Below are 19,665 nucleotides of genomic sequence, written 5' to 3'. Positions count from 1 at the left end.
GGTAGGGGAGGTGGGGGAGGGAAGAACAGAAGTTTTTTCCGATCATTACCCGTCAAAATAAATTTGACGAACTACTACTACCGCAGGGCAGAAGTCAAAAGTCAATACTTCGACAAGCTCAGTAACCAGTTAAAAGTCAAAACTAAGACGTTATAGGCTTCTTAACGATTTAGAATAGTTGGTTTATTTCCGCCAATCTGTACTAGCCTAACCACTGACAACTGACAACTGACCACTGACAACTAAACAAATAACAATTTATCTTCAAACGTCATGAATTCCGAATCTAAACTTTCTCAAACAGCCAACTCGTCTTTTTCAATGGATGATTTTGCCAAAGCCTTGGAAAAACACGATTACCAATTTCAAAAAGGACAAGTTGTTCGTGGTAAAGTTTTCCAAGTTGACCACGATGGCGCTTATGTTGATATTGGTGGGAAATCGTCCGCGTTTCTTCCCCAAGAAGAGGCTTCCTTGAGAGCAGTAGCTGATTTGTCGGAAGTATTACCGATGAATGAGGAACTGGAGTTTTTGATTATTCGGGATCAGGATGCTGAAGGTCAAGTTACCATTTCCCGCAAGCAATTGGAAGTGAAACAAATTTGGGAAAAACTGTTAGAAATGCAGGAGAACTCCCAAAGTGTGCAAGTGCGCGTAACAGGTGTCAATAAAGGTGGTGTCACTGTTGATCTTCTCGGTGTTCGGGGTTTTATTCCGCGATCGCACATCGCCGAACGTGATAACCTAGAAGCACTCAAAGGTCAAACTCTCACCGTAGGCTTTTTAGAAATCAATCGGGAAACCAATAAACTCGTTCTCTCTCAACGTTTAGCCGCTCGTTCTAGCAACTTCAGTTTATTAGAAATCGGTCAATTAATCGAAGGAAAAATTACTGGCATCAAACCTTTTGGTGTATTCGTAGATTTTAACGGTGTCAGCGCCTTACTACACATCAAACAAGTGAGCCAAAAATTCATTGACTCTTTAGAAAAAATCTTTCAAATCGGTCAACCCATTAAAGCTGTAATTATTGATTTAGATGAAGGTAAAGGTCGAGTTGCTATTTCTACCAGAATCCTAGAAAACTTCCCCGGTGAAGTTGTGGAAAACTTTGCAGAAGTCATGGATTCCGCCGAAGCTCGTGCTAATCGTGCAGCTAATAAAACGGCTGAATAGGTAATTGCTAATTGACCCAGATCCCCGACTTCTTGCAGAGGCAAGAGGCAAGAGGCAAGAGGCAAGAGGCAAGAGGCAAGAGGCAAGAGGCAAGAGGCAAGAGGATGTTTTAAAAGTAGTATTCCGTAATTTTCATCACATTGCTACCCCCCTTTCCCCTTGTAAAGGGAGGAAACAATAAAAATCCAGTTCCCTCCCCTTTACAAGGGGAGGGTTAGGGAGGGGTAAAAAATATTTGATACATCAACCATAACTTTTTAAACACCCTCTTAGTCCCGAAGCAGTAATTAAAGCATATAATCAACTTCATAGCACGGAATTTACTATAGAGAATATTATCAATTGAACGCAGATGAACGCAGATAAACGCAGATGAAGAGGGATGAATTAATTAATGGATTTCATGTTTCTGTGCAGCTTTATAAAAATTGATATAAGCTAAATATTAAAAAATCGGTCTGTAAAAAAATAAGATAGGAAACTCCTATTTATGAATAATTTACCTGAAAACAAATCTAATTCCCAAGCCGGTGGTGGTTTACCTGTCATCCAATATTGGGTAGAAAAAACTCTCTCACCCCAAGGATTACAATTATGGCAAACTCTCAATCATAAAAGTGCCTGTTTATCCTGTGCTTGGGGTACAGGTGGACAAAAAGGAGGTTTTGTTAATGAAGCAGGAGAATACTTACAACGTTGTGCTAAAAGTGTAGAAGCCATTGCTGCGGAATTGCAACCAGGAATTAAACCAGATTTTTTCCAAGAATATAATATTAATGAATTACAACAACTGACCTCTCAAGAATGCGATGATTTAGGTAGATTGACTTATCCTCTCATCCTCAAATCAGGTTCATCTCATTATCAACGCATTAGCTGGGAAGAAGTTTATCAAATCGCCACAACAGCTTTTCAACAACCAGCGGAAAAGATTGCTAGTTATAGTTCTGGACGTTCATCTAATGAAGCTGCATATTTATTACAATTGTTAATGCGATCGCTTGGTAGTAATAATCTAGCAGATTGTTCAGATTTATGTCACGTCCCCTCAACCATCGGCTTAAAAAAAGTTTTCGGTTCAGGCACATCAATGGTAAGTTTAGAAGGCTTACAACATAGTGATTGTCTAGTTTTAATTGGTTCTAACGCACCCGCAAATCATCCCCGCTTAATGAACGAATTGATCAAATTGCGAGCAAGAGGCGGTAAAGTAATTATTATTAACCCCCAAATAGAAATCGGTTTAGTCAAATTTGCTTCGCCAGCATTTCCCATTAAATCATTACTCACAGGTGGTTCAGATATCTCTTCTTTATATTTACAACCCATTCCTGGTAGTGATGTCGCATTATTTGTCGGGTTGCAAAAATCCCTCATTGCCCAAAATTTAATCAAAACAGAATATCTCCAATCCTACACTCAAAACTGGCAACAAATTTTAGATTACGCAGAAAATATATCCTGGGATCATATCACTAATACCTGCGGATTATCCCAAGAAGAAATTACAGCCACAGCTTATCTAATTGGTAAATCAGAAAGTGTAGTATTTGCTTGGGCTATGGGAATCACCCAACAAGCCAACGGCGTAGAAAATGTTTTTAGTATAGCAAATACGGCTTTAATTACAGGTAACGCCGGTAAAATTGGCGCGGGAACAATGCCCATTCGAGGACATTCTAACGTGCAAGGATTTGGTTCAATGGGTGTAACCATCAATTTGCGAGAAGAAATCAAACAAGCACTATCTAAGCTGTTAGGAAAACCCCTCAATGAAACTCCTGGTTATCATACCCGTGATTTAATAGCAGCAGCAGAATTAGGAAAGATCAATACACTCTTTTGTTTGGGGGGAAATTTGTATGCAGCTAACCCAGACTTACAACAAGCAAAACAGGCTTTATCACAAATAGAAACCATTTTTTATGTAGCAACAAAACCGAATATAGGACATTTTCATGGATTAGGAAAACAGCAAACTTTAATATTACCTGTTTTCAATCGGTTTGAAAATCCCCATAAGACTACAACAGAATCAGGTAATAATTTTGTGAGGTTAAATGATGCAGGTAAAAGTCATTTACACCCAGGCAATTCTGATTTAATTTCTGAAGTAGAATTAATTACAGAAATTGCCCATCGTCTACATGATGAAAATCCGATTAATTGGCGTAAATTGCAAGATACTATTTATGTTAGAGAATTAATTGCTAAAACCATTCCTGGCTATGAAAAAATAGGTGAAATTGATCAAACTCAGGCAGAATTTACCATTGCCGGGCGGATTTTTGATGAACCGAAATTTCCCACTTTTAATGGTAAAGCGCAGATGTTTGTTACACCTTTACCACAGTTAACTCTACCTCATAAATCAGCTTTTGGGGTTGAGGAAAATCAGCCAGGAATTGTAGTCATATTGGGAACAGGACGCAGTTATGGACAACATAACACGGTAGTTTATCGCAGTGAAGATAAATATCGCAAAATGCCCCATCGTCATTGTATTTTAATGAATAGTTTGGATATACAAAAAGCAGGATTTCAGGAACATCAACAAGTTACAGTTAAAGGAAATGCGGGGGAATTAGAAAATATTGAAATTATTTGTGGTGCAATTCGTGAAGGGGTAGCTTTTATGTTTTATCCTGAAGCTAACGTTTTATCTAAAGCAGATATTGACCCCAAAAGTGGGATACCTGCTTATAAAAGAGTTCCAGTTTTTGTTTATCAATAAAATCTCAATAAAATCTTGTTCCCAGTCTCCAGACCTACGGTGTACACACAAGTTATTGAATCACCATTATTCCTCAAATTACCCCACCCTAACCCTCCTCGATGCTTTGGGGAGGGAACTGGATTTTCTTGTTTCCCCCAAGTTAAAACTGTTCCCTGTTCCCTGTTCCCTGTTCCCTGTTCCCTTGTCCTCACAGACAACCTATTCAGCAAACCCCAAGTATGAATTCACGAGTCTTTGACTCCACTTGACAAAAAAGCAGAGTCTTCGGAAATTTATGCCAAAAAAGGCTCAAATCCGTTATTTGATATATACTGTCACAAAATACTATTAACAGTCTAGTTATAATAAACAGCAAGACTTTGAGCCATCTACCAAGGAGTTTAAATTTTACAACAAGCCTGTAAATCTCTCATCATTTTGCAGAATTTTCAAAATCTGCTTAATTTCTTGGGTGCGGTCTTTCTTCACTACCAGAGTAACATTGCGATCGCGCACAATCACCACATCCTCTAAACCAATCGTGACAATGACATCATCAGCATTGGAGGCATAAACAATCGCTCCCTGAGTATCTAAACCCACATGAGTAGCAAGTTCTAGATTAGGATTATCATCCTGCTTCAGCAAGCGTTCAATAGCATTCCAGTCACCCAGATCATCCCAACCAAATGCTACTGGCAAAACATAAGCTAGACTGGTTTTTTCCATTAAAGCATAATCTATACTTTTCTTAGGTAACTGGGGATAAATATCAACACCATGTTGTTCCAAAGGTTTCATAATTTCCGGTGCATGGGTGCGTAATTCTGACAAAACAACACCGGCTCGAAAAACGAACATCCCGCTATTCCAGCTAAACCGTCCCGTTGACAAAAAAGTTTCCGCCGTTTCCCGGTCGGGCTTTTCAGTAAATCGGTTTACATGATACGCTGGTAACTCATTGAAACTACCTATTTTTTCGCCTTGTTCAATATAACCATAGGCAGTTGATGGAAAATTAGGTTTAATACCCAAAGTCACAATCGCTGCTTTCTTAGTCGCCAAATCCTTAGCAGCCGCTAAAGTTTCGGCAAATAGCTCCGGGTCAGCAATCCAGTGGTCAGCAGGAAAAAAGCCAATAATAGCATCTTCCCCGTAACGCTTTTTAATTTCTAAACTTGTCCAAGCAACAGCAGCAGCAGTGTCTCGACCCTGGGACTCAATCAGTAAATTCGACTCTGGCAAATCAGGAAGTTGTTCTCGCACCCCTTGAGCAATGGGACTAGAAGTAATCACCCACAAATTTTCCCAACCACCAGCCAGAACTAATAATCTATCAGCAGTTGCTTGTAGTAAACTTCTTGAGCTACCATCAAGGCTTAAAAATTGCTTAGGTCTGTCTAGTCGGCTCAAAGGCCAAAAACGCTCACCTTTACCACCCGCCAGAATCACAGGAAAAAATAAATTATTCATATCGGCATACATCGGTAATTCAGAACAATATACAGCAGAATTTACCGAATCAGGAGTCACCGGGTCAGGAGTCACCGGGTAAAAATGGCTTTGTATATAGGTTTCAACTTAGATTTCGTACCTCCTAACCCCGCCACCTGCTGTATCTGATATAAATGTTTACGCATTCACTTTGAGATGATCTTCACTGATGAATTTTTCTGGTTAAGTATGTTGTAATTATCACTGATTGAAACTGTGAGGACAGCAATAAAAAAATATCCGATTAACTTTTCACAAAATCTAAAATTTCCACAGCGAGTTTTAACTCGCAATATTTGTAGCTTGTATTAACATACCTTTGAGGAGTGGTTGAGTGGGGAGAAAATTATGATTAAACAAATTCAATGGTCAGAAAATCAGATAGTACCTCAACAAGTCCCAACTTCAGAACTGGAGGTAAAACAGCCACCAGTTCAAATGTCGGAAAATCAGGTAGCAACCCAACCAGCACCAGCCCCAACTTCGCCGGTGAAGCCAAAATCATCAGTCAACTCTTCTCGGAACGTCCTTGAATCCGCTGGCACTATTCCCAACGAACTCTATGACCGTTTAGGCTTAACAGTTCCCCGCTGGTTATTGTGGGTCTTAACAATTGTTTTAGGGATAATTCTATCTGGATTACTAGCATCAAGTTTGGCACTATGGACTCCCCTCTGGAGCAATCTCGACCAAGCGAAAGATGATGAATTCAGTCCTAATAAACAAGACCAAATCAAAGTACCTGGGGACTTATGGACTAAACTTTCTCAGTACAAACTATCAAAACCCATGAATATTTTAATTATGGGCATTGAACCAGTTCCAGGTACTGTAGACGGTTCACCAGAAAGTTTTGCTGGTACAAGCGACACCATGATGTTGGTGCGGCTCAATCCCAGTGATAAATCTATTCGCCTACTGTCAATTCCCAGAGGGACAATGATAGCCATTCCCGAACAGGGATTAACCAAGGTATCGGAAGCTAACGCCAAAGGTGGCCCAGTTTTAGCCGCCAGAGTAGTTAGTCGGAGTTTAGGTAATGCTCCCATAGATAGGTATATCCGCATTTCTACTAGCGGTTTTCGGGAATTGGTGGAACAGTTAGGTGGTGTGGATGTATTTGTCCCTCAAGCCATGAATTATCAAGATCAGGCTAGTGGCTTTGCCGTGAATTTGGTCGGCGGTTGGCAAAACCTCAACGGTGAACAGGCAGAACAGTTTGCCCGTTTTCATGAAGAAGGTAAAGGAGATTTACCCAGAGTCCAGCGACAACAAGCACTAATAAATGCTTTAATGCAACGACTCAACAGTCCCACTGTTTTACCCAGGTTGCCCCAATTAACTCGCGTCATGCGAAAGTATTTTGATACCAACCTGAAAATGGAAGAAATGATGGCATTAGCGAATTTTTCCGTCAATGTAGACCGGGATAATTTCCAAATGTCCATGTTACCTGGTACATTTAGCAAATTCAGTCAAGATGCCAATAGCTATTGGTTAAACATGACTGGACAACAAACCTTATTAAATGATTATGTTGGGGTAGATATAACTGGCATTAAATCAGATACCAGACCGGTCTCTATTCAAAGAATTGCTGTGCAAAATACTACTAACCAACCCCAGTTAACGGAAAAAGTAGTTACCTATCTTAAACAGAAAGGTTTTACTAATGTTTATGTAGTTCCCGACTGGCCAGATACTCAACGCCAAACTCAGATTATTGTCCAAAAGGGCAACCGACAACCAGGAATTGACTTGCGACAAGTTTTAGGTTTAGGACAAATCGAAGTTTCTGGAAATGGTGATTTGGAATCTGACCTCACAATTCGCATTGGTAAGGATTGGAAATAGGTAATTGGTAATTGGTAATTGGTAATATTTACTCTTGCCTCTTGCCTCTTACCTCTTGCCTCTTACCTTCTACAAATTTAAAATTTATGAACAAGATTTTTTGCCGATTTTTGAGTTTAATATTGGTTTCTATTTTGGCAGGATTTTCGGTAATTACGAATCCTCAACCAACTTTTGCTCAAATTAACACCATTAATTACAATAATGCCAGTTTGGAAAACCGTGACTTTTCTTATACTGATTTAGTTGGTGGAACTTTTGTGGCAGCGGAAATGCGGGGAACAAATTTCCAAGGTGCAAATTTAACTAACGCAATTTTTACCAAAGGCGTTTTATTAAAAGCAAATTTAGAAGCTGCAAATTTAACAGGTGCTTTGGTTGATCGTGTTACCTTGGATAGTGCTAATCTAAGAAACGCTATTTTCACAGAAGCAACTTTAACCCGTAGCCGTTTTTATGATGCTGATATCACTGGTGCTGATTTTACAGACGCACTTATTGACCGTTATCAAGTATCCTTACTCTGTCAAAGGGCGGATGGTGTGAATCCTGTAACTGGTGTTTCTACAAGAGATAGTTTGGGTTGTCGGTAAAAAATTGACAACTGACAACTAACAACTGACAACGGACTAATAAATATTCGTGACACAACAAGATCAAAAACCTGCTCGTTCCTTCGCTGGCATTGCTGGGATTGTTGCCGCAGCAACATTAATTAGTAAAGTGTTTGGTTTAATTAGGCAGCAAATAATCGCTGCGGCTTTTGGTGTGGGTGCAGCAGCTACAGCTTATAGTTATGCCTATATTATCCCTGGTTTTCTTTTAATCTTACTTGGTGGTGTCAACGGACCTTTACATAGTGCCATTGTCAGTGTTTTGGCTAAACATAAAAAAGAGGAAGCTGCACCGATAGTAGAAACAATCACAACTCTTGTGGGTGGGTTGTTATTAGTGGTGACATTTGCTCAGATTTTCTGCGCTGAGTATATTGTTGATTTTGTGGGTCATGGCTTAGAAGCAACTACAAGAGCGATCGCTATCCGTCAAATCCAAATCATGGCACCTTTAGCTTTATTTGCTGGTTTAATTGGGATTGGGTTTGGAACTTTAAATGCAGCTAATCAATATTGGTTATTATCAATTAGTCCATTATTATCTAGTATTACTGTTATTATCGGTATTGCTATTTTAGGGTTACAACACGGTAAAGAAATTATTCGTCCCGAATATGCTTTAATCGGTGGCATGGTATTAGCTTGGGGAACTTTAGCAGGGGGAATTCTCCAATGGTTAGTACAGCTAATTGTGCAATGGCGGTTAGGACTAGGAACATTACGCCTGAGATTTGATTTTAAATCCCCCGGTGTACAAGAAGTAATTAAAATCATGACTCCCGCGACAATATCATCAGGAATGATGCCAATTAATGTCGCTACTGATCTTTATTTTGCTAGTCCTATTGTTGGTGCAGCGGCAGGTTTTAACTATGCCAATCTTTTAGTGCAAACTCCATTAGGAATTATTTCTAATATTATTTTACTGCCTTTATTACCGACATTTGCTAAACTTTCCCACCCAGACAACTGGGAAGAATTAAAATTACGCATTCGGCAAGGACTTTTATTAACTGCCGTTACCATGCTACCTTTAGGGGCATTAATGGTATCCTTATCTGTGCCAATTGTCCAGATAGTTTATCAACGGGGAGCATTTAAACAAGAAGCAACTCAGTTAGTATCTTCTCTATTAATTGCCTATGGAATTGGAATGTTTGTCTATCTAGGGCGTGATGTTTTAGTTAGAGTATTTTATGCTTTAGGTGATGGACAAACACCTTTTAAAATTAGTATATTTAATATTGTTCTTAATGCTGTATTAGATTTAATATTAGTTGAGCCTTTTGGTGCGCCTGGATTAGTTTTAGCTACAGTTGGAGTTAATTGTAGTTCCATGTTGATGTTGTTATTTTTGCTCAATCGCAAACTTAATGGCTTACCTTGGCAAGAATGGTGTTTACCAATTTTGGGGTTAACGGTTGGGAGTATAATTGCAGGTTTAGCCAGTTTTGGAACTTTGGTTGCTTCCCGACAGGTGTTAGGTAAACTAGATTTAATTAGTTTACTAGTAGAATTATCCATATCTGCTTTTGTGGGAATTGGAGTATTTGCGATAATTGCTTCTAGAATGAATATCCCCGAAGTGAATATTTTTGTAATCAAGATGCAGCAAAAGTTTTTGAAGAAAAATATCAGGTGACAAACCACGAATAATCTTCCGAAAAATCCCTCAAAAACACACAAAGTCAACAGCCTACATTCTTCCTGTTCCCTGTTCCCTGTTCCCTGTTCCCTGTTCCCTGTTCCCTGTTCCCTGTTCCCTGTTCCCTGTTCCTAGGTAAGGGGTTAAAATATCTTTGACCTAATTTTCTGTCAATAGTTGTATACATGACAAATTCAGCTTAGAATATCGCACAGTATCGGAAAACTGGATTCCGAGCTAAAATCTTTAATTAGCGGTGCTATTTTTAATTTTCACGTTGATATTCAATTTTACGAGAGGTTATGGACAAAAGTCCAACAGATGGCAGTAGTATCCTCCTCTAAGCTGGCGAGACAGTCTTCCAGCGCGGGGGAGACTTTAGGAGATTTCTATTATGCTTACACAGGAAATTCGCAAGTCCTTAGATATTGCTGACTTAAATCAGCTTAAATGTGACTTGAATTGTTTACAGCCAGTAGATGTGGGTGAGTATATCACTCAATTGCCCGAAAAACAAAGAGCGATCGCCTTCCGATTACTCAACAAAGATCAAGCCATAGATGTCTTTGAGTATTTACCCACAGAAGTACAGGAAGACTTGATTAACTCCCTCCACGATGCCCAGGTAGTAGACCTCGTTGAAGAAATGAGTCCTGATGAACGGGCATATTTATTTGATGAACTACCAGCAGGAGTAGTCAAACGCTTATTACAACAACTCAGTCCCGAACAAAGACAAGCTACAGCCACAATTCTCGGCTATCCAGAAGGGACTGCGGGGCGGGTAATGACAACGGAATATGTTCGCTTGCGACGAGGTTTAACTGTTGGTGAAGCCCTCAGTAAAATCCGCTTGCAAGATCAAGATAAGGAAACAATTTACTATGCCTATGTCACTGATGATAATCGCAAATTAGTTAGTGTTGTTTCTTTGCGTCAGCTATTATTTACCTTTCCCGATGTCTTAATTAAAGATATTGCCAGTTCCCACGTTGTCAAAGTTAGGACAGAAACCTCTCAGGAAGAAGTCGCTCGCATCATGCAGCGATACGATTTAATCGCTATACCTGTGGTTGATAGAGAAGATAGATTAGTCGGTATTATTACAATTGATGATGTCGTAGATATTTTAGAAGAAGAAGCTACAGAAGATATCCAAAAATTGGCAGGGGTCAGTGGTGATGAAGAAGCCTTATCTCCCGCACATATTACTATTCGGAAACGGTTGCCTTGGTTATTGGGGATTATGGGATTATATATTGGTGCTGCCAGTGCGATCGCTCCTTTTCAACAAGTTATCGCCGCTGTACCCGTTCTCGCCGTGATCATGCCCATATTTTCTAACACAGGGGGGACTGTAGGTATACAAGCCCTGACTGTCACTATTCGCGGTTTAGGTGTAGGAGAGGTCACACCGGAAGATACTGGTAAAATTCTCCGCAAAGAACTTTTAGCTGGGTTAGGAACAGCCGTAGCTTTAGGGCTGACAATGGTTGCCCTTTCCCTAATTTGGGCTAAACCCCAAGAAAGATGGGTAGCTTTAATAGCTGGGGCAGTTATGGCTACCAATACAATGGTAGCGGTGACTTTAGGAACTTTGCTACCAATGGGTTTAAAGCATTTAAAACTAGATCCAGCCTTAATGAGTGGTCCGTTAGTGACAACAATGCTAGATACCATCGGATTTTTAACCTTCCTCAGTATGATTTCTATCGCTTTAAAGGTATTTCATTTAGAAAGTTAATCGGTTGGTAATTGGTAATTATGCTTTTCTCATTATTACCAATAAACAATTATCTAAAATCTAAAATCTAAAATCTAAAATCTAAAATCCCAATGCCTACTACTACCTGGAATCGTCATCACATTCTTACACTCGCTGACTTCACAACCGCTGAATATAACGCCGTTTTACAAACGGCGGCTTCTTTTCAAGAGGTACTATCACGACGGACAAAGAAAGTCCCCACATTACAGGGACAGGTAGTAGCAAATTTATTTTTTGAACCCTCTACCCGCACCCGCAGTAGTTTTGAAATTGCGGCTAAAAGGCTAAGTGCAGATACTCTCAACTTTGCCGCAGCTACATCTTCCATGACCAAAGGTGAAACAATTCTTGACACCGCCAAGACTTATTTAGCAATGGGAACTGATATTATGGTAGTCCGCCATAAGGATGCAGGAGTGCCACAAGCGATCGCTCAAGAAATGGATCGTCTAGGTGTAAAAGTTAGCGTCCTCAATGCCGGTGATGGACAACATGAACATCCATCCCAAGGATTACTAGATTTATTCACAATTTGTAGTTTAATTGACCCTGCACAACCCAAAATTGAATCATTGCAAGGTAAAAAAATTGCTATTGTCGGCGATATCTTACATTCTCGCGTAGCCCGTTCTAATATTTGGAGTCTCATCGCTAGTGGTGCCGAAGTTCACCTGGCCGCACCTCCCACATTATTACCTAAATTCTTTGCAGAATATTTAGGATGTCCAGCAGAATCTAGCCGATTATTTACCCATTGGCAACTAGAACCAGCTTTAGAAAATGCTGATTTTGTGATGACATTGCGGTTACAAAAAGAACGGATGACAGCCCATTTATTACCTAGTTTACGAGAATATCATCAACTATTCGGCATTACTCGCACCAAGTTAAAACTTTGTCAACCTAACGTTAAAGTATTACATCCAGGTCCAGTAAATCGGGGTGTAGAAATTAGTTCTGATTTAATGGATGATCCCGAATTTAGCTTAATTCAATCTCAGGTAACTAGCGGTGTAGCAGTGCGGATGGCACTTTTGTACTTTATCGGTAGTGGTAGAGTTAATTAATCATGATGCTATAGCACTTGCATGATTGAAAATCATACTTGGTTAGGAGAATTTATTTAAATAAAAATATTGATTGGCTAAAAATAAGAGTATAAAATTGAATTTTATTAAATCGCTAAATGATAAATAGTGAAATTTTATAGACTTTTCCCTTTCATTTTTATCTACAACACTTCCCGATGTTATGAGGTACAAGAAGCCCACCCCCAACCCCCTCCCCGCAAGCGATGAGGGGGCTAAGATGTACCTCATAAGAGCGTAAACCGCTGTATCTACTCATGCTTGACCTCTTTTTTTAACCCTATACAAAACTTTTACTATCCAACAGTGTGCTAGTACAGCTATAATTTATAACTGTTCCTGCTATTGAATACTTGTACTGGAGATATCCCGATTATGTCCCTATCTAGTTTTGATGAAATAGTGAACTTCTTAGAACAGCATGAAAACTCAAAACGAATTAAGAAATTAATATTCTTCGCTTGTAAAAATGAGTGGGAAAATGATCAAGATACCCTAGATAGATTTAAATTAGAAGAATTAATTCAAGAATTATCTAGTTTAAATCCCACAATAAATCACTTAACCGCAAATTTATCTATTGCTGTTAAAAGTCTTAGTAAACCAAAACAATATTCTATAATTGCCAGTATCATTATCAAAGAATTACAAAAATTATATCCAACCTCTGATGAGCAGACAGGAATAATATTAAATCAAGTTAACGAAGAAGATACAGGCATAATATTAAATCAATCTGACCAAAATTTTCCTATATTTAATCATAGTGAGAAAACATCATTAAATCCATCAACTGTATCTTCAAGCATTTCAACAAAATCTCAATATGATCAATTTGATTTGCGGCAAAACTTGATGAGATATACTAGCCCATTAAGGGCAAAAATAATTTTATTTTCCGCACTTAATAAAAAATTTACTTTCAATGAAGAAGACTGGTTGAAACTAAAATCTGAAGAACTGGATAGTTTATTGCAGAAATTATTTGATTCTTGTCCAACTATCGGAGAACTTGAATCTAAAATTAACAGTACAGTTATCTCTTTAGGGAACCTAGATAAAAATAATCAAGCATCTGGTGTAATCATCAGGGTCATGCGTACCTTGTATGGTAATATGCTAGTTGATACCAAGTCACATAAACCGCCTAACAGTTATTTACCTGAAAGAACTAAACCACCTACTAATCCTAATTATCAACCTGTACACACTCAATCTGATGATTTAGATGATTATGATGACAATGACAGTAATACCTGTCAAATTACAATACCGCATACTTGAAATATACTCAATCACAAAAAATCAAACCTATTTTTGATTTTGGAAACCTTTATCACAATAATTGAGAGATATCTATTATGGATGCCAAAGAACTTCTGAACCGATATGCAAATGGAGAAACAAAATTTATCAACGCAAACTTAAATAACATAAATCTATTTGATGCAGATTTAATTGGTATAAATTTAAATCAGGCAAATTTGCGTAACTCTATCCTAACTTTTAGCTATCTAAGTCAAGCTATTCTCAATAATGCCAATCTAATTTGTGCAAATCTTCGTGGTGTAAACCTAACTCAAGCACAGTTACAGAATGCCAACTTACATGATGCTGACTTGCATGGTGCAACGTTGCAGGGGGCTGATTTGCGTAATGCTAATTTAACTTTGGCACATCTACTAGATGCTAACTTAATGGGTGCTGATTTGCGCGGTGCTGATTTGAGTGGTGCTAACCTTACAGGCGCTTGTCTTCGCGGTGCTAACCTGCGAGAAGAAAAAAGAGCCTATTATGCTAATCTCTTGGGTGCTAACCTCCATAAAGCTGACTTACGCAGTGCTAATTTAACCGGTGCAAACTTAGCTAAGGTAAATCTAAGTGGTGCTAATTTAAGTGAAGCCACGCTGCGTAGCGTAGATTTGAGTGGTGCTAACCTGAGCGGAGCTATCTTACAAAATACCACTTTAACTGAGACTAATCTAGAAGGCTGTAATTTGAATGGCGCTAATCTGACAAATGCTAGACTGGCAAAAGCGAATTTGACTGAAGCAGAATTAATAGGTGCTAACTTGCAGGGTGCAATCATGCCAGAAGCTATCCTAATCAAAGCCAAGCTAAACCAAGCAAACCTCAGTTTTGCTAGACTGAGTAAAGTTAACTTTAGTCGAGCTAATCTCCGCGAAGCTGATCTAACTGAAGCAGAATTAGTATATGCTTGTTTAGCAATGACGGACTTTACCGATGCTAATTTAACCAAGGTAAATCTACTCGGAGCAGAAATTAGTACGACAAATCTCACAGGTGCAAATTTGTTTAAAGCAATCATGCCTGACGGAACAATTGGCTACTAAAAATCAATAAATTCATGAGTAATCTCACCGCTTTAATGCTCTTTTAAATTATTCTATCGCATTGGAATTAAACTCAAAACTTTTGCAAAAACTGGTAACAAATATGCCTATTTTAAGAGTTTGTCGTTTTACCTCTTTACCCGTATTTTCTTTACTGATAAGTGGAAGTTGGATGTTTCTCAGTGAATATAGTTGGGTTCAAGCTCAAATACCTAATAATATTCCCATATTAGCTCAAGGAACACTTCCATACCCCCAAGAAATATCCATTGACCAGCAGCCATTATCGCAGTTACCATCAGTCAAATTATATCAATCTCAAGGTATACAATATAGTCAATATAATCAAGGATTTGATCGATATTTTGTTTATGTTGACAGTAATAATTCTCAAGTCTTACAGCGAGTTCGGCAAATTGAAACTAATGCCTATATTCGCAATTATAATGGACGTGAGGTTATCCAATCTGGCGTTTTTAATGGACAAGCTAATGCTCAACGACGAGTAAAAGAATTGGAATCGAATGGTATTCCTGGCGCAAAAATTGTTAATTCTGATAATATAGAATTAAATCCCCAACAAGAAAACAGAAATTCATATTATGTAGTTATTCCCAGTAATTCTAATAGATTAATTTCTTTAGGGACAGAAATTCGCCAAAAAGTTAGTATTAGTATTAATGTATTTAGGAGAAGTCAGCCATTGGGATCGCACATAGCTGTAGGACCACTTAGCGATCGCTTGGAAGCGGAACAATGGAATAACTATTTGAAAAATTCAGGTTACGGCAATGCCAGAGTCTATTATGGCAAATAAGTCTGAACTATGATTTTTGTGATGAAGATGATTAGTTTCCTTAACCGATAAATTAATTATCTTCATCAAAATAATCAAACAAATCATAGTTCAGACTTTTTATGAAAAATGACAACTAACAAATGACCAATGACTAAAGAACAATTTGTTGTTACCGCAACCCAAATGCGGCAGATTGAAGCCAGAATATTTACAGCAGGAATGCCTGTAGCTGCTTTAATGGAAAAAGTAGGAGGACTAATTTGCCAACGCTTACAGGCTATTATTTCCCCAGGAAAATGTGTAGGAATTTTAGTTGGACCTGGTCATAATGGAGGAGATGCCTTAGTAGTAGCTCGTGAATTGCATTTTCGCGGTTATCAAGTTTGGATTTATCAACCTTTTTCTAAATTAAAAGAATTAACTTCTCAACATTTCCAATATACACAAAGTTTAAAAATCCCCTGTTATCAAGAAATTTCCCAATTACCAAGTTATGATTTTTTAATTGATGGTTTATTTGGCTTTGGTTTAGAAAGAGAAATTGCTGATTCTATCGCTGCGGCAGTTAATTATTTTAATAACAAAAATCAACCCATTATTAGTATTGATATACCTTCAGGTTTACATACAGATACAGGGGAAGTTTTAGGAACAGCAATTCAAGCAACTCATACATTTTGCCTGGGTTTATGGAAACAAGGTTTATTGCAAGAACAAGCATTACCTTATGTTGGTAAAGCCGAATTAATTGATTTTGATATTCCCCTCGCAGATATTCATGCTGTGATCGGCGACATTCCCAAAATCAAACGGATTACACAAACAACGGCATTATCCACCTTACCTTTACCTCGTCCCCTAATTACTCACAAATACAAACAAGGACATTTATTATTAATTTGTGGTTCTCGACGTTATGCCGGTGGAGCGATTTTAACAGGTTTGGGTGCGCGAGCTTCCGGTGTGGGAATGCTATCCATTGCTGTCCCAGAATCCTTAAAAATGTTGTTAGTTTCCCAGTTACCAGAAGCCTTAATTATTGGTTGTCCTGAAACAGAAACAGGAGCGATCGCTAGTGTACAATTACCAGAAAATATAGATTTAAACTCATTTACTGCGATCGCTTGTGGACCCGGTTTAACCAAAGACAATATATCTATTATTCCCGAAATAATTAAATGTGAATGTCCCCTAATCCTTGATGCTGATGCCTTAAATATTTTGGCACAAATAGGCACTATCCCCACCCTAAAACAGCGAAAATCAGCCACCGTCCTCACACCTCATACAGGAGAATTTAAGCGGTTATTTCCGAATATTGACCACACAGACCGAATCAAAGCCATCCAAACAGCAGCCCAAGAAAGTGGTGCTATAGTCCTATTAAAAGGGGCAAGAACAGCCATATCTAATCCCCAAGGTAATGTTTGGATAAATCCTGAAAGTACCCCAGCCTTAGCTCGTGGAGGCAGTGGTGATGTATTGACTGGTTTATTAGGTGGACTATTAGCGCAAATTATGAATAAAGAAATTTTTATAGAAGATATAGTCGCAACTGCCGCTTGGTGGCATTCCCAAGCCGGAATTTTAGCCGCACAAGCAAGAACAGAATTAGGAGTGGATGCCTTTACACTCACACAATATTTAATGCCAGTTTTGAAAAAATAATAATTGAGTAATAACTCAATGTCAAAAACTAATTGACGGGTAAATAAATTTTTCCTCTTCCTTCTTTCTTCTTCTTTCTTCGCGCTCTTTGCGTCCTAATGCCTACGGCACGCTCCGCGAACGTGGTTCACTTCTTCTTTATCCGTCAAAATTTATTTGACAGACTACTAGTTGAGGTTGGTAATAAGTAATTGGTAATAGGTGATAAAATTCCAGTTCTCATCCTGTACATCCTGATTCTGACAATTTCTCTAACTAGTAACTTACGTTAATGGGTAACAGGTAATGGGTAAAAAACTCTTCCCAATTACCAATTACCCATTACCAATCACCTAATAACAATTACTTAACTGTTACCTTACCACCAGCTTCTTCAATCCGCTTCTTAATATCTTCAGCAGCGTCCTTAGTTACAGCTTCCTTAACAGCTTTAGGAGCAGCTTCTACCAAGTCCTTAGCTTCTTTCAGACCTAGACCGGTGATTTCACGAACGATTTTCAAGACGGCAATCTTCTTATCGGCAGGTACAGAATCCAAAATTGCATCAAATTCAGTCTTCTCTTCTACTGCTTCAGCAGGAGCAGCACCAGGAGCAGCCATCATCATCATACCACCACCAGTAGCAGCAGCACTAACACCAAAAGCTTCTTCGATTTGCTTAACCAATTCAGAAGCTTCTAATAAAGTCAAAGATTTCAATTGGTCTAAAATTTGTTCGGTTGCAGCAGACATGGATATAACTCCTAAAGAATTTTTGATTTTTCAGTTGAAAAAACCCGTGAGGGTTAATTGTTACTTGTCAGTGATTAATCTTCACTAACTACCGCTGACTCAGAAGCACTTTCAGAACTGTCGCCATTTTCTTTTTCAGCAACAGCTTTTAAAGCGCGAGCCAAGGAACTTGGAACTTCGTTGATACCAACAGCCAGCTTGGTAGCCACACCGTTGATAGCTCCAGCAATTTGAGCCATGAGTTGTTCCTTAGAAGGCAAGTCTCCTAGAGCCTTGACATCAGCTTCACTCAGGACACGACCTTCCATCACACCACCGCGAATTTCTGTTTTCTTGGTGGCTTTTTGGAATGCTTGGTAAGCTTTAATCGCAGATAAATCTTCTTTAACTAGCAGAAATGCAGAAGAACCATTCAGTAATTCTGACATTGGCTGCCATTGTTCCTGATCCTTAATCGCAATGCCCATAAAGGTGTTTTTTGTCACCTTACAGATAGCACCACTAGGACGGAGTTGCCGACGCAAATCGGTGATTTCAGCAACAGTTAGCCCCTGATAATCAATTACCAGTGCTAAAGTTGACACACTCAAACTTTCTTTGAGATCAGCTACTATCTCTTTCTTGTTTTCTAACGTTCTTCCCATACTTATCTCACCTCCAATGTCAGTTGTCAGTGGTCAGTTGTTAGTTGTCAGTTCTAAGTAGGGGCGCAGGGCCTGCGCCCAGTTGTCCGTCACCTGTCACCTTTTTGCTGACTTACCGAAAACAATTAACCCCAGCTAACTTAGCCAGGGTTTCAAAGTGGTATTTTTAATACTGTCGTTGTCACAGTTTTACTGTTCAAACTTCAGATAGTTAAAATTACAACCTCGGCAGGGTATTAAGCTATTAGCACCTGCTGTCTCCGGCTTTATCTATTTAATTTTGGTCATTAGTGATTAGTCATTGGTCATTACTGATTATATTCATCTATCACCAATTACCAATTACCCATTACCCATTACCAAATTATGCAGCGTCAGTTAGTTTTAACTCTCGTAGGGCGCTAATGTCAATAGCAATTGATGGTCCCATTGTCGAGGATATGTACAATGACCGCCAATAACGACCCTTAGCACCTGAAGGACGGTTACGGTCAATTGACTCTTGTAATGCCTTCAGATTGATCAATAAATCTTCAGGTGAAAAAGCAGTCTTACCAAACATAACATGGACAATCCCAGTTCGATCAGCCCGATATTCTAATTTACCAGCTTTGAACTCAGCGATCGCACTAGCAACATCAAATGTCACTGTTCCCCCCTTGGGTGAAGGCATCAAACCACGTGGACCTAATAATTTACCCAGCTTTGCTACCTGTGGCATCACATCCGGCGTAGCAATCAGCTTATCAAAGTCCATCATGCCTTTCTGAATATCTTCAATCAGTTCTTCAGAACCGGCAATGTCAGCACCAGCGTTAGTTGCTTCTGTGACTTTTTCACCTCTGGCGATAACTGCTACCCGGATAATTTGTCCTGTTCCCTTGGGTAGTGCTACCGTTGTCCGCAATTGTTGGTCTGTATATTTAGGGTCAATTCCTAAACGGATATGAGCTTCAGCAGCTTCAGGAAACTTAGCAGTTGCCGTTTCTTTTAACAAAGCTAATGCTTCTAAGGGTGTATAATCCTTATCTTCTACCTTTTCCAGCAACGCCTGTAAGCGGCGTGATACTTTTTTTGCCATTTTTTTCTCCTGGGGTCATCTCGAAGTTGTAC

Annotated in this window: 15 protein-coding genes and 1 other annotated feature; of the genes, 11 read left to right on the top strand and 4 right to left on the bottom strand. The window is 38.9% G+C overall.

Translation table 11 applies throughout. The features are described 5' to 3' along the window. Positions 1–273: 273 nt before the first annotated feature. On the top strand, positions 274–1,176 hold the full coding sequence (locus tag AN486_RS17125) for a S1 RNA-binding domain-containing protein (RefSeq protein ID WP_039201540.1): 903 nt from the start codon (positions 274–276) through the stop codon (positions 1,174–1,176). Between the two features lie 490 nt (positions 1,177–1,666). Further along, positions 1,667–3,910 carry an FdhF/YdeP family oxidoreductase gene (locus tag AN486_RS17120; protein WP_053537873.1) on the top strand — a complete coding sequence of 748 codons (2,244 nt, stop codon included), beginning with the start codon at positions 1,667–1,669 and terminating at the stop codon, positions 3,908–3,910. A gap of 390 nt (positions 3,911–4,300) precedes the next feature. On the opposite strand, the gene AN486_RS17115 is transcribed toward AN486_RS17120, so the two are convergent. Next, positions 4,301–5,365: a mannose-1-phosphate guanylyltransferase gene (locus AN486_RS17115; protein ID WP_053541165.1), complete on the bottom strand. Its 1,065-nt coding sequence runs from the start codon at positions 5,363–5,365 to the stop codon at positions 4,301–4,303. 369 nt (positions 5,366–5,734) lie between these two features. Between AN486_RS17115 and AN486_RS17110 the strand changes: the two genes are divergently transcribed. The 9 genes from AN486_RS17110 (at position 5,735) to AN486_RS17070 (ending at position 17,176) form a co-directional block, all read left to right on the top strand. After that, on the top strand, positions 5,735–7,240 hold the full coding sequence (locus tag AN486_RS17110) for an LCP family protein (RefSeq protein WP_053537871.1): 1,506 nt from the start codon (positions 5,735–5,737) through the stop codon (positions 7,238–7,240). An 86-nt stretch (positions 7,241–7,326) separates the two neighbouring features. After that, positions 7,327–7,833, top strand: a complete 507-nt coding sequence (locus tag AN486_RS17105; protein ID WP_053537870.1) for a pentapeptide repeat-containing protein — start codon at positions 7,327–7,329, stop codon at positions 7,831–7,833. 49 nt (positions 7,834–7,882) lie between these two features. Next, positions 7,883–9,496 (top strand): murein biosynthesis integral membrane protein MurJ, encoded by a 1,614-nt coding sequence (murJ, locus tag AN486_RS17100; protein ID WP_053537869.1) that lies wholly within the window; start codon positions 7,883–7,885, stop codon positions 9,494–9,496. Positions 9,497–9,893: 397 nt separating this feature from the next. After that, positions 9,894–11,243: a magnesium transporter gene (gene mgtE / locus AN486_RS17095; RefSeq protein WP_027404869.1), complete on the top strand. Its 1,350-nt coding sequence runs from the start codon at positions 9,894–9,896 to the stop codon at positions 11,241–11,243. A gap of 92 nt (positions 11,244–11,335) precedes the next feature. Next, on the top strand, positions 11,336–12,334 hold the full coding sequence (locus tag AN486_RS17090; protein WP_053541164.1) for an aspartate carbamoyltransferase catalytic subunit: 999 nt from the start codon (positions 11,336–11,338) through the stop codon (positions 12,332–12,334). A 396-nt stretch (positions 12,335–12,730) separates the two neighbouring features. Continuing rightward, positions 12,731–13,639 carry a hypothetical protein gene (locus AN486_RS17085; RefSeq protein ID WP_290601750.1) on the top strand — a complete coding sequence of 303 codons (909 nt, stop codon included), beginning with the start codon at positions 12,731–12,733 and terminating at the stop codon, positions 13,637–13,639. A 77-nt stretch (positions 13,640–13,716) separates the two neighbouring features. Further along, entirely contained in the window at positions 13,717–14,709 is a 993-nt protein-coding gene (locus tag AN486_RS17080) for a pentapeptide repeat-containing protein (protein WP_053537868.1), read from the top strand. A gap of 103 nt (positions 14,710–14,812) precedes the next feature. Beyond that, a complete protein-coding gene (locus tag AN486_RS17075) occupies positions 14,813–15,526 on the top strand; it encodes a hypothetical protein (protein ID WP_290601748.1) in 714 nt (237 codons plus the stop codon). Between the two features lie 129 nt (positions 15,527–15,655). Beyond that, positions 15,656–17,176, top strand: a complete 1,521-nt coding sequence (locus AN486_RS17070) for an NAD(P)H-hydrate dehydratase (RefSeq protein ID WP_290601746.1) — start codon at positions 15,656–15,658, stop codon at positions 17,174–17,176. Positions 17,177–17,518: 342 nt separating this feature from the next. Here AN486_RS17070 and rplL read toward each other — a convergent pair whose 3' ends face one another. The 3 genes from rplL to rplA form a co-directional block, all read right to left on the bottom strand. Beyond that, positions 17,519–17,908 carry a 50S ribosomal protein L7/L12 gene (gene rplL / locus AN486_RS17065; RefSeq protein ID WP_053537865.1) on the bottom strand — a complete coding sequence of 130 codons (390 nt, stop codon included), beginning with the start codon at positions 17,906–17,908 and terminating at the stop codon, positions 17,519–17,521. 74 nt (positions 17,909–17,982) lie between these two features. Beyond that, positions 17,983–18,552, bottom strand: coding sequence for a 50S ribosomal protein L10 (gene rplJ / locus AN486_RS17060; RefSeq protein ID WP_039201559.1), 570 nt, complete (start codon positions 18,550–18,552; stop codon positions 17,983–17,985). A gap of 114 nt (positions 18,553–18,666) precedes the next feature. Next, positions 18,667–18,834, bottom strand: a sequence feature (ribosomal protein L10 leader region). 82 nt (positions 18,835–18,916) lie between these two features. Next, positions 18,917–19,633, bottom strand: a complete 717-nt coding sequence (gene rplA, locus AN486_RS17055; RefSeq protein ID WP_027404877.1) for a 50S ribosomal protein L1 — start codon at positions 19,631–19,633, stop codon at positions 18,917–18,919. Positions 19,634–19,665: the final 32 nt, after the last annotated feature.

The sequence above is a fragment of the Anabaena sp. AL93 genome, from assembly GCF_001672085.1.
Taxonomy (GTDB): Bacteria; Cyanobacteriota; Cyanobacteriia; order Cyanobacteriales; family Nostocaceae; genus Dolichospermum; species Dolichospermum heterosporum.
The sequence above is the reverse complement of the archived record's forward strand: the minus strand, read 5'-3'. Positions and strand labels throughout refer to the sequence as shown.

What these genes read in the sequence shown, in the direction of transcription:
- AN486_RS17085 (WP_290601750.1), top strand. Translation starts at nt 12,731, where the DNA reads ATGTCCCTATCTAGTTTTGATGAAATAGTGAACTTCTTAGAACAGCAT.
- AN486_RS17090 (WP_053541164.1), top strand. Translation starts at nt 11,336, where the DNA reads ATGCCTACTACTACCTGGAATCGTCATCACATTCTTACACTCGCTGAC.
- AN486_RS17110 (WP_053537871.1), top strand. Translation starts at nt 5,735, where the DNA reads ATGATTAAACAAATTCAATGGTCAGAAAATCAGATAGTACCTCAACAA.
- AN486_RS17125 (WP_039201540.1), top strand. Translation starts at nt 274, where the DNA reads ATGAATTCCGAATCTAAACTTTCTCAAACAGCCAACTCGTCTTTTTCA.
- AN486_RS17120 (WP_053537873.1), top strand. Translation starts at nt 1,667, where the DNA reads ATGAATAATTTACCTGAAAACAAATCTAATTCCCAAGCCGGTGGTGGT.
- mgtE (WP_027404869.1), top strand. Translation starts at nt 9,894, where the DNA reads ATGCTTACACAGGAAATTCGCAAGTCCTTAGATATTGCTGACTTAAAT.
- AN486_RS17080 (WP_053537868.1), top strand. Translation starts at nt 13,717, where the DNA reads ATGGATGCCAAAGAACTTCTGAACCGATATGCAAATGGAGAAACAAAA.
- rplJ (WP_039201559.1), bottom strand. Translation starts at nt 18,552, where the DNA reads ATGGGAAGAACGTTAGAAAACAAGAAAGAGATAGTAGCTGATCTCAAA.
- AN486_RS17075 (WP_290601748.1), top strand. Translation starts at nt 14,813, where the DNA reads ATGCCTATTTTAAGAGTTTGTCGTTTTACCTCTTTACCCGTATTTTCT.
- AN486_RS17105 (WP_053537870.1), top strand. Translation starts at nt 7,327, where the DNA reads ATGAACAAGATTTTTTGCCGATTTTTGAGTTTAATATTGGTTTCTATT.
- rplA (WP_027404877.1), bottom strand. Translation starts at nt 19,633, where the DNA reads ATGGCAAAAAAAGTATCACGCCGCTTACAGGCGTTGCTGGAAAAGGTA.
- AN486_RS17115 (WP_053541165.1), bottom strand. Translation starts at nt 5,365, where the DNA reads ATGAATAATTTATTTTTTCCTGTGATTCTGGCGGGTGGTAAAGGTGAG.
- rplL (WP_053537865.1), bottom strand. Translation starts at nt 17,908, where the DNA reads ATGTCTGCTGCAACCGAACAAATTTTAGACCAATTGAAATCTTTGACT.
- AN486_RS17070 (WP_290601746.1), top strand. Translation starts at nt 15,656, where the DNA reads ATGACTAAAGAACAATTTGTTGTTACCGCAACCCAAATGCGGCAGATT.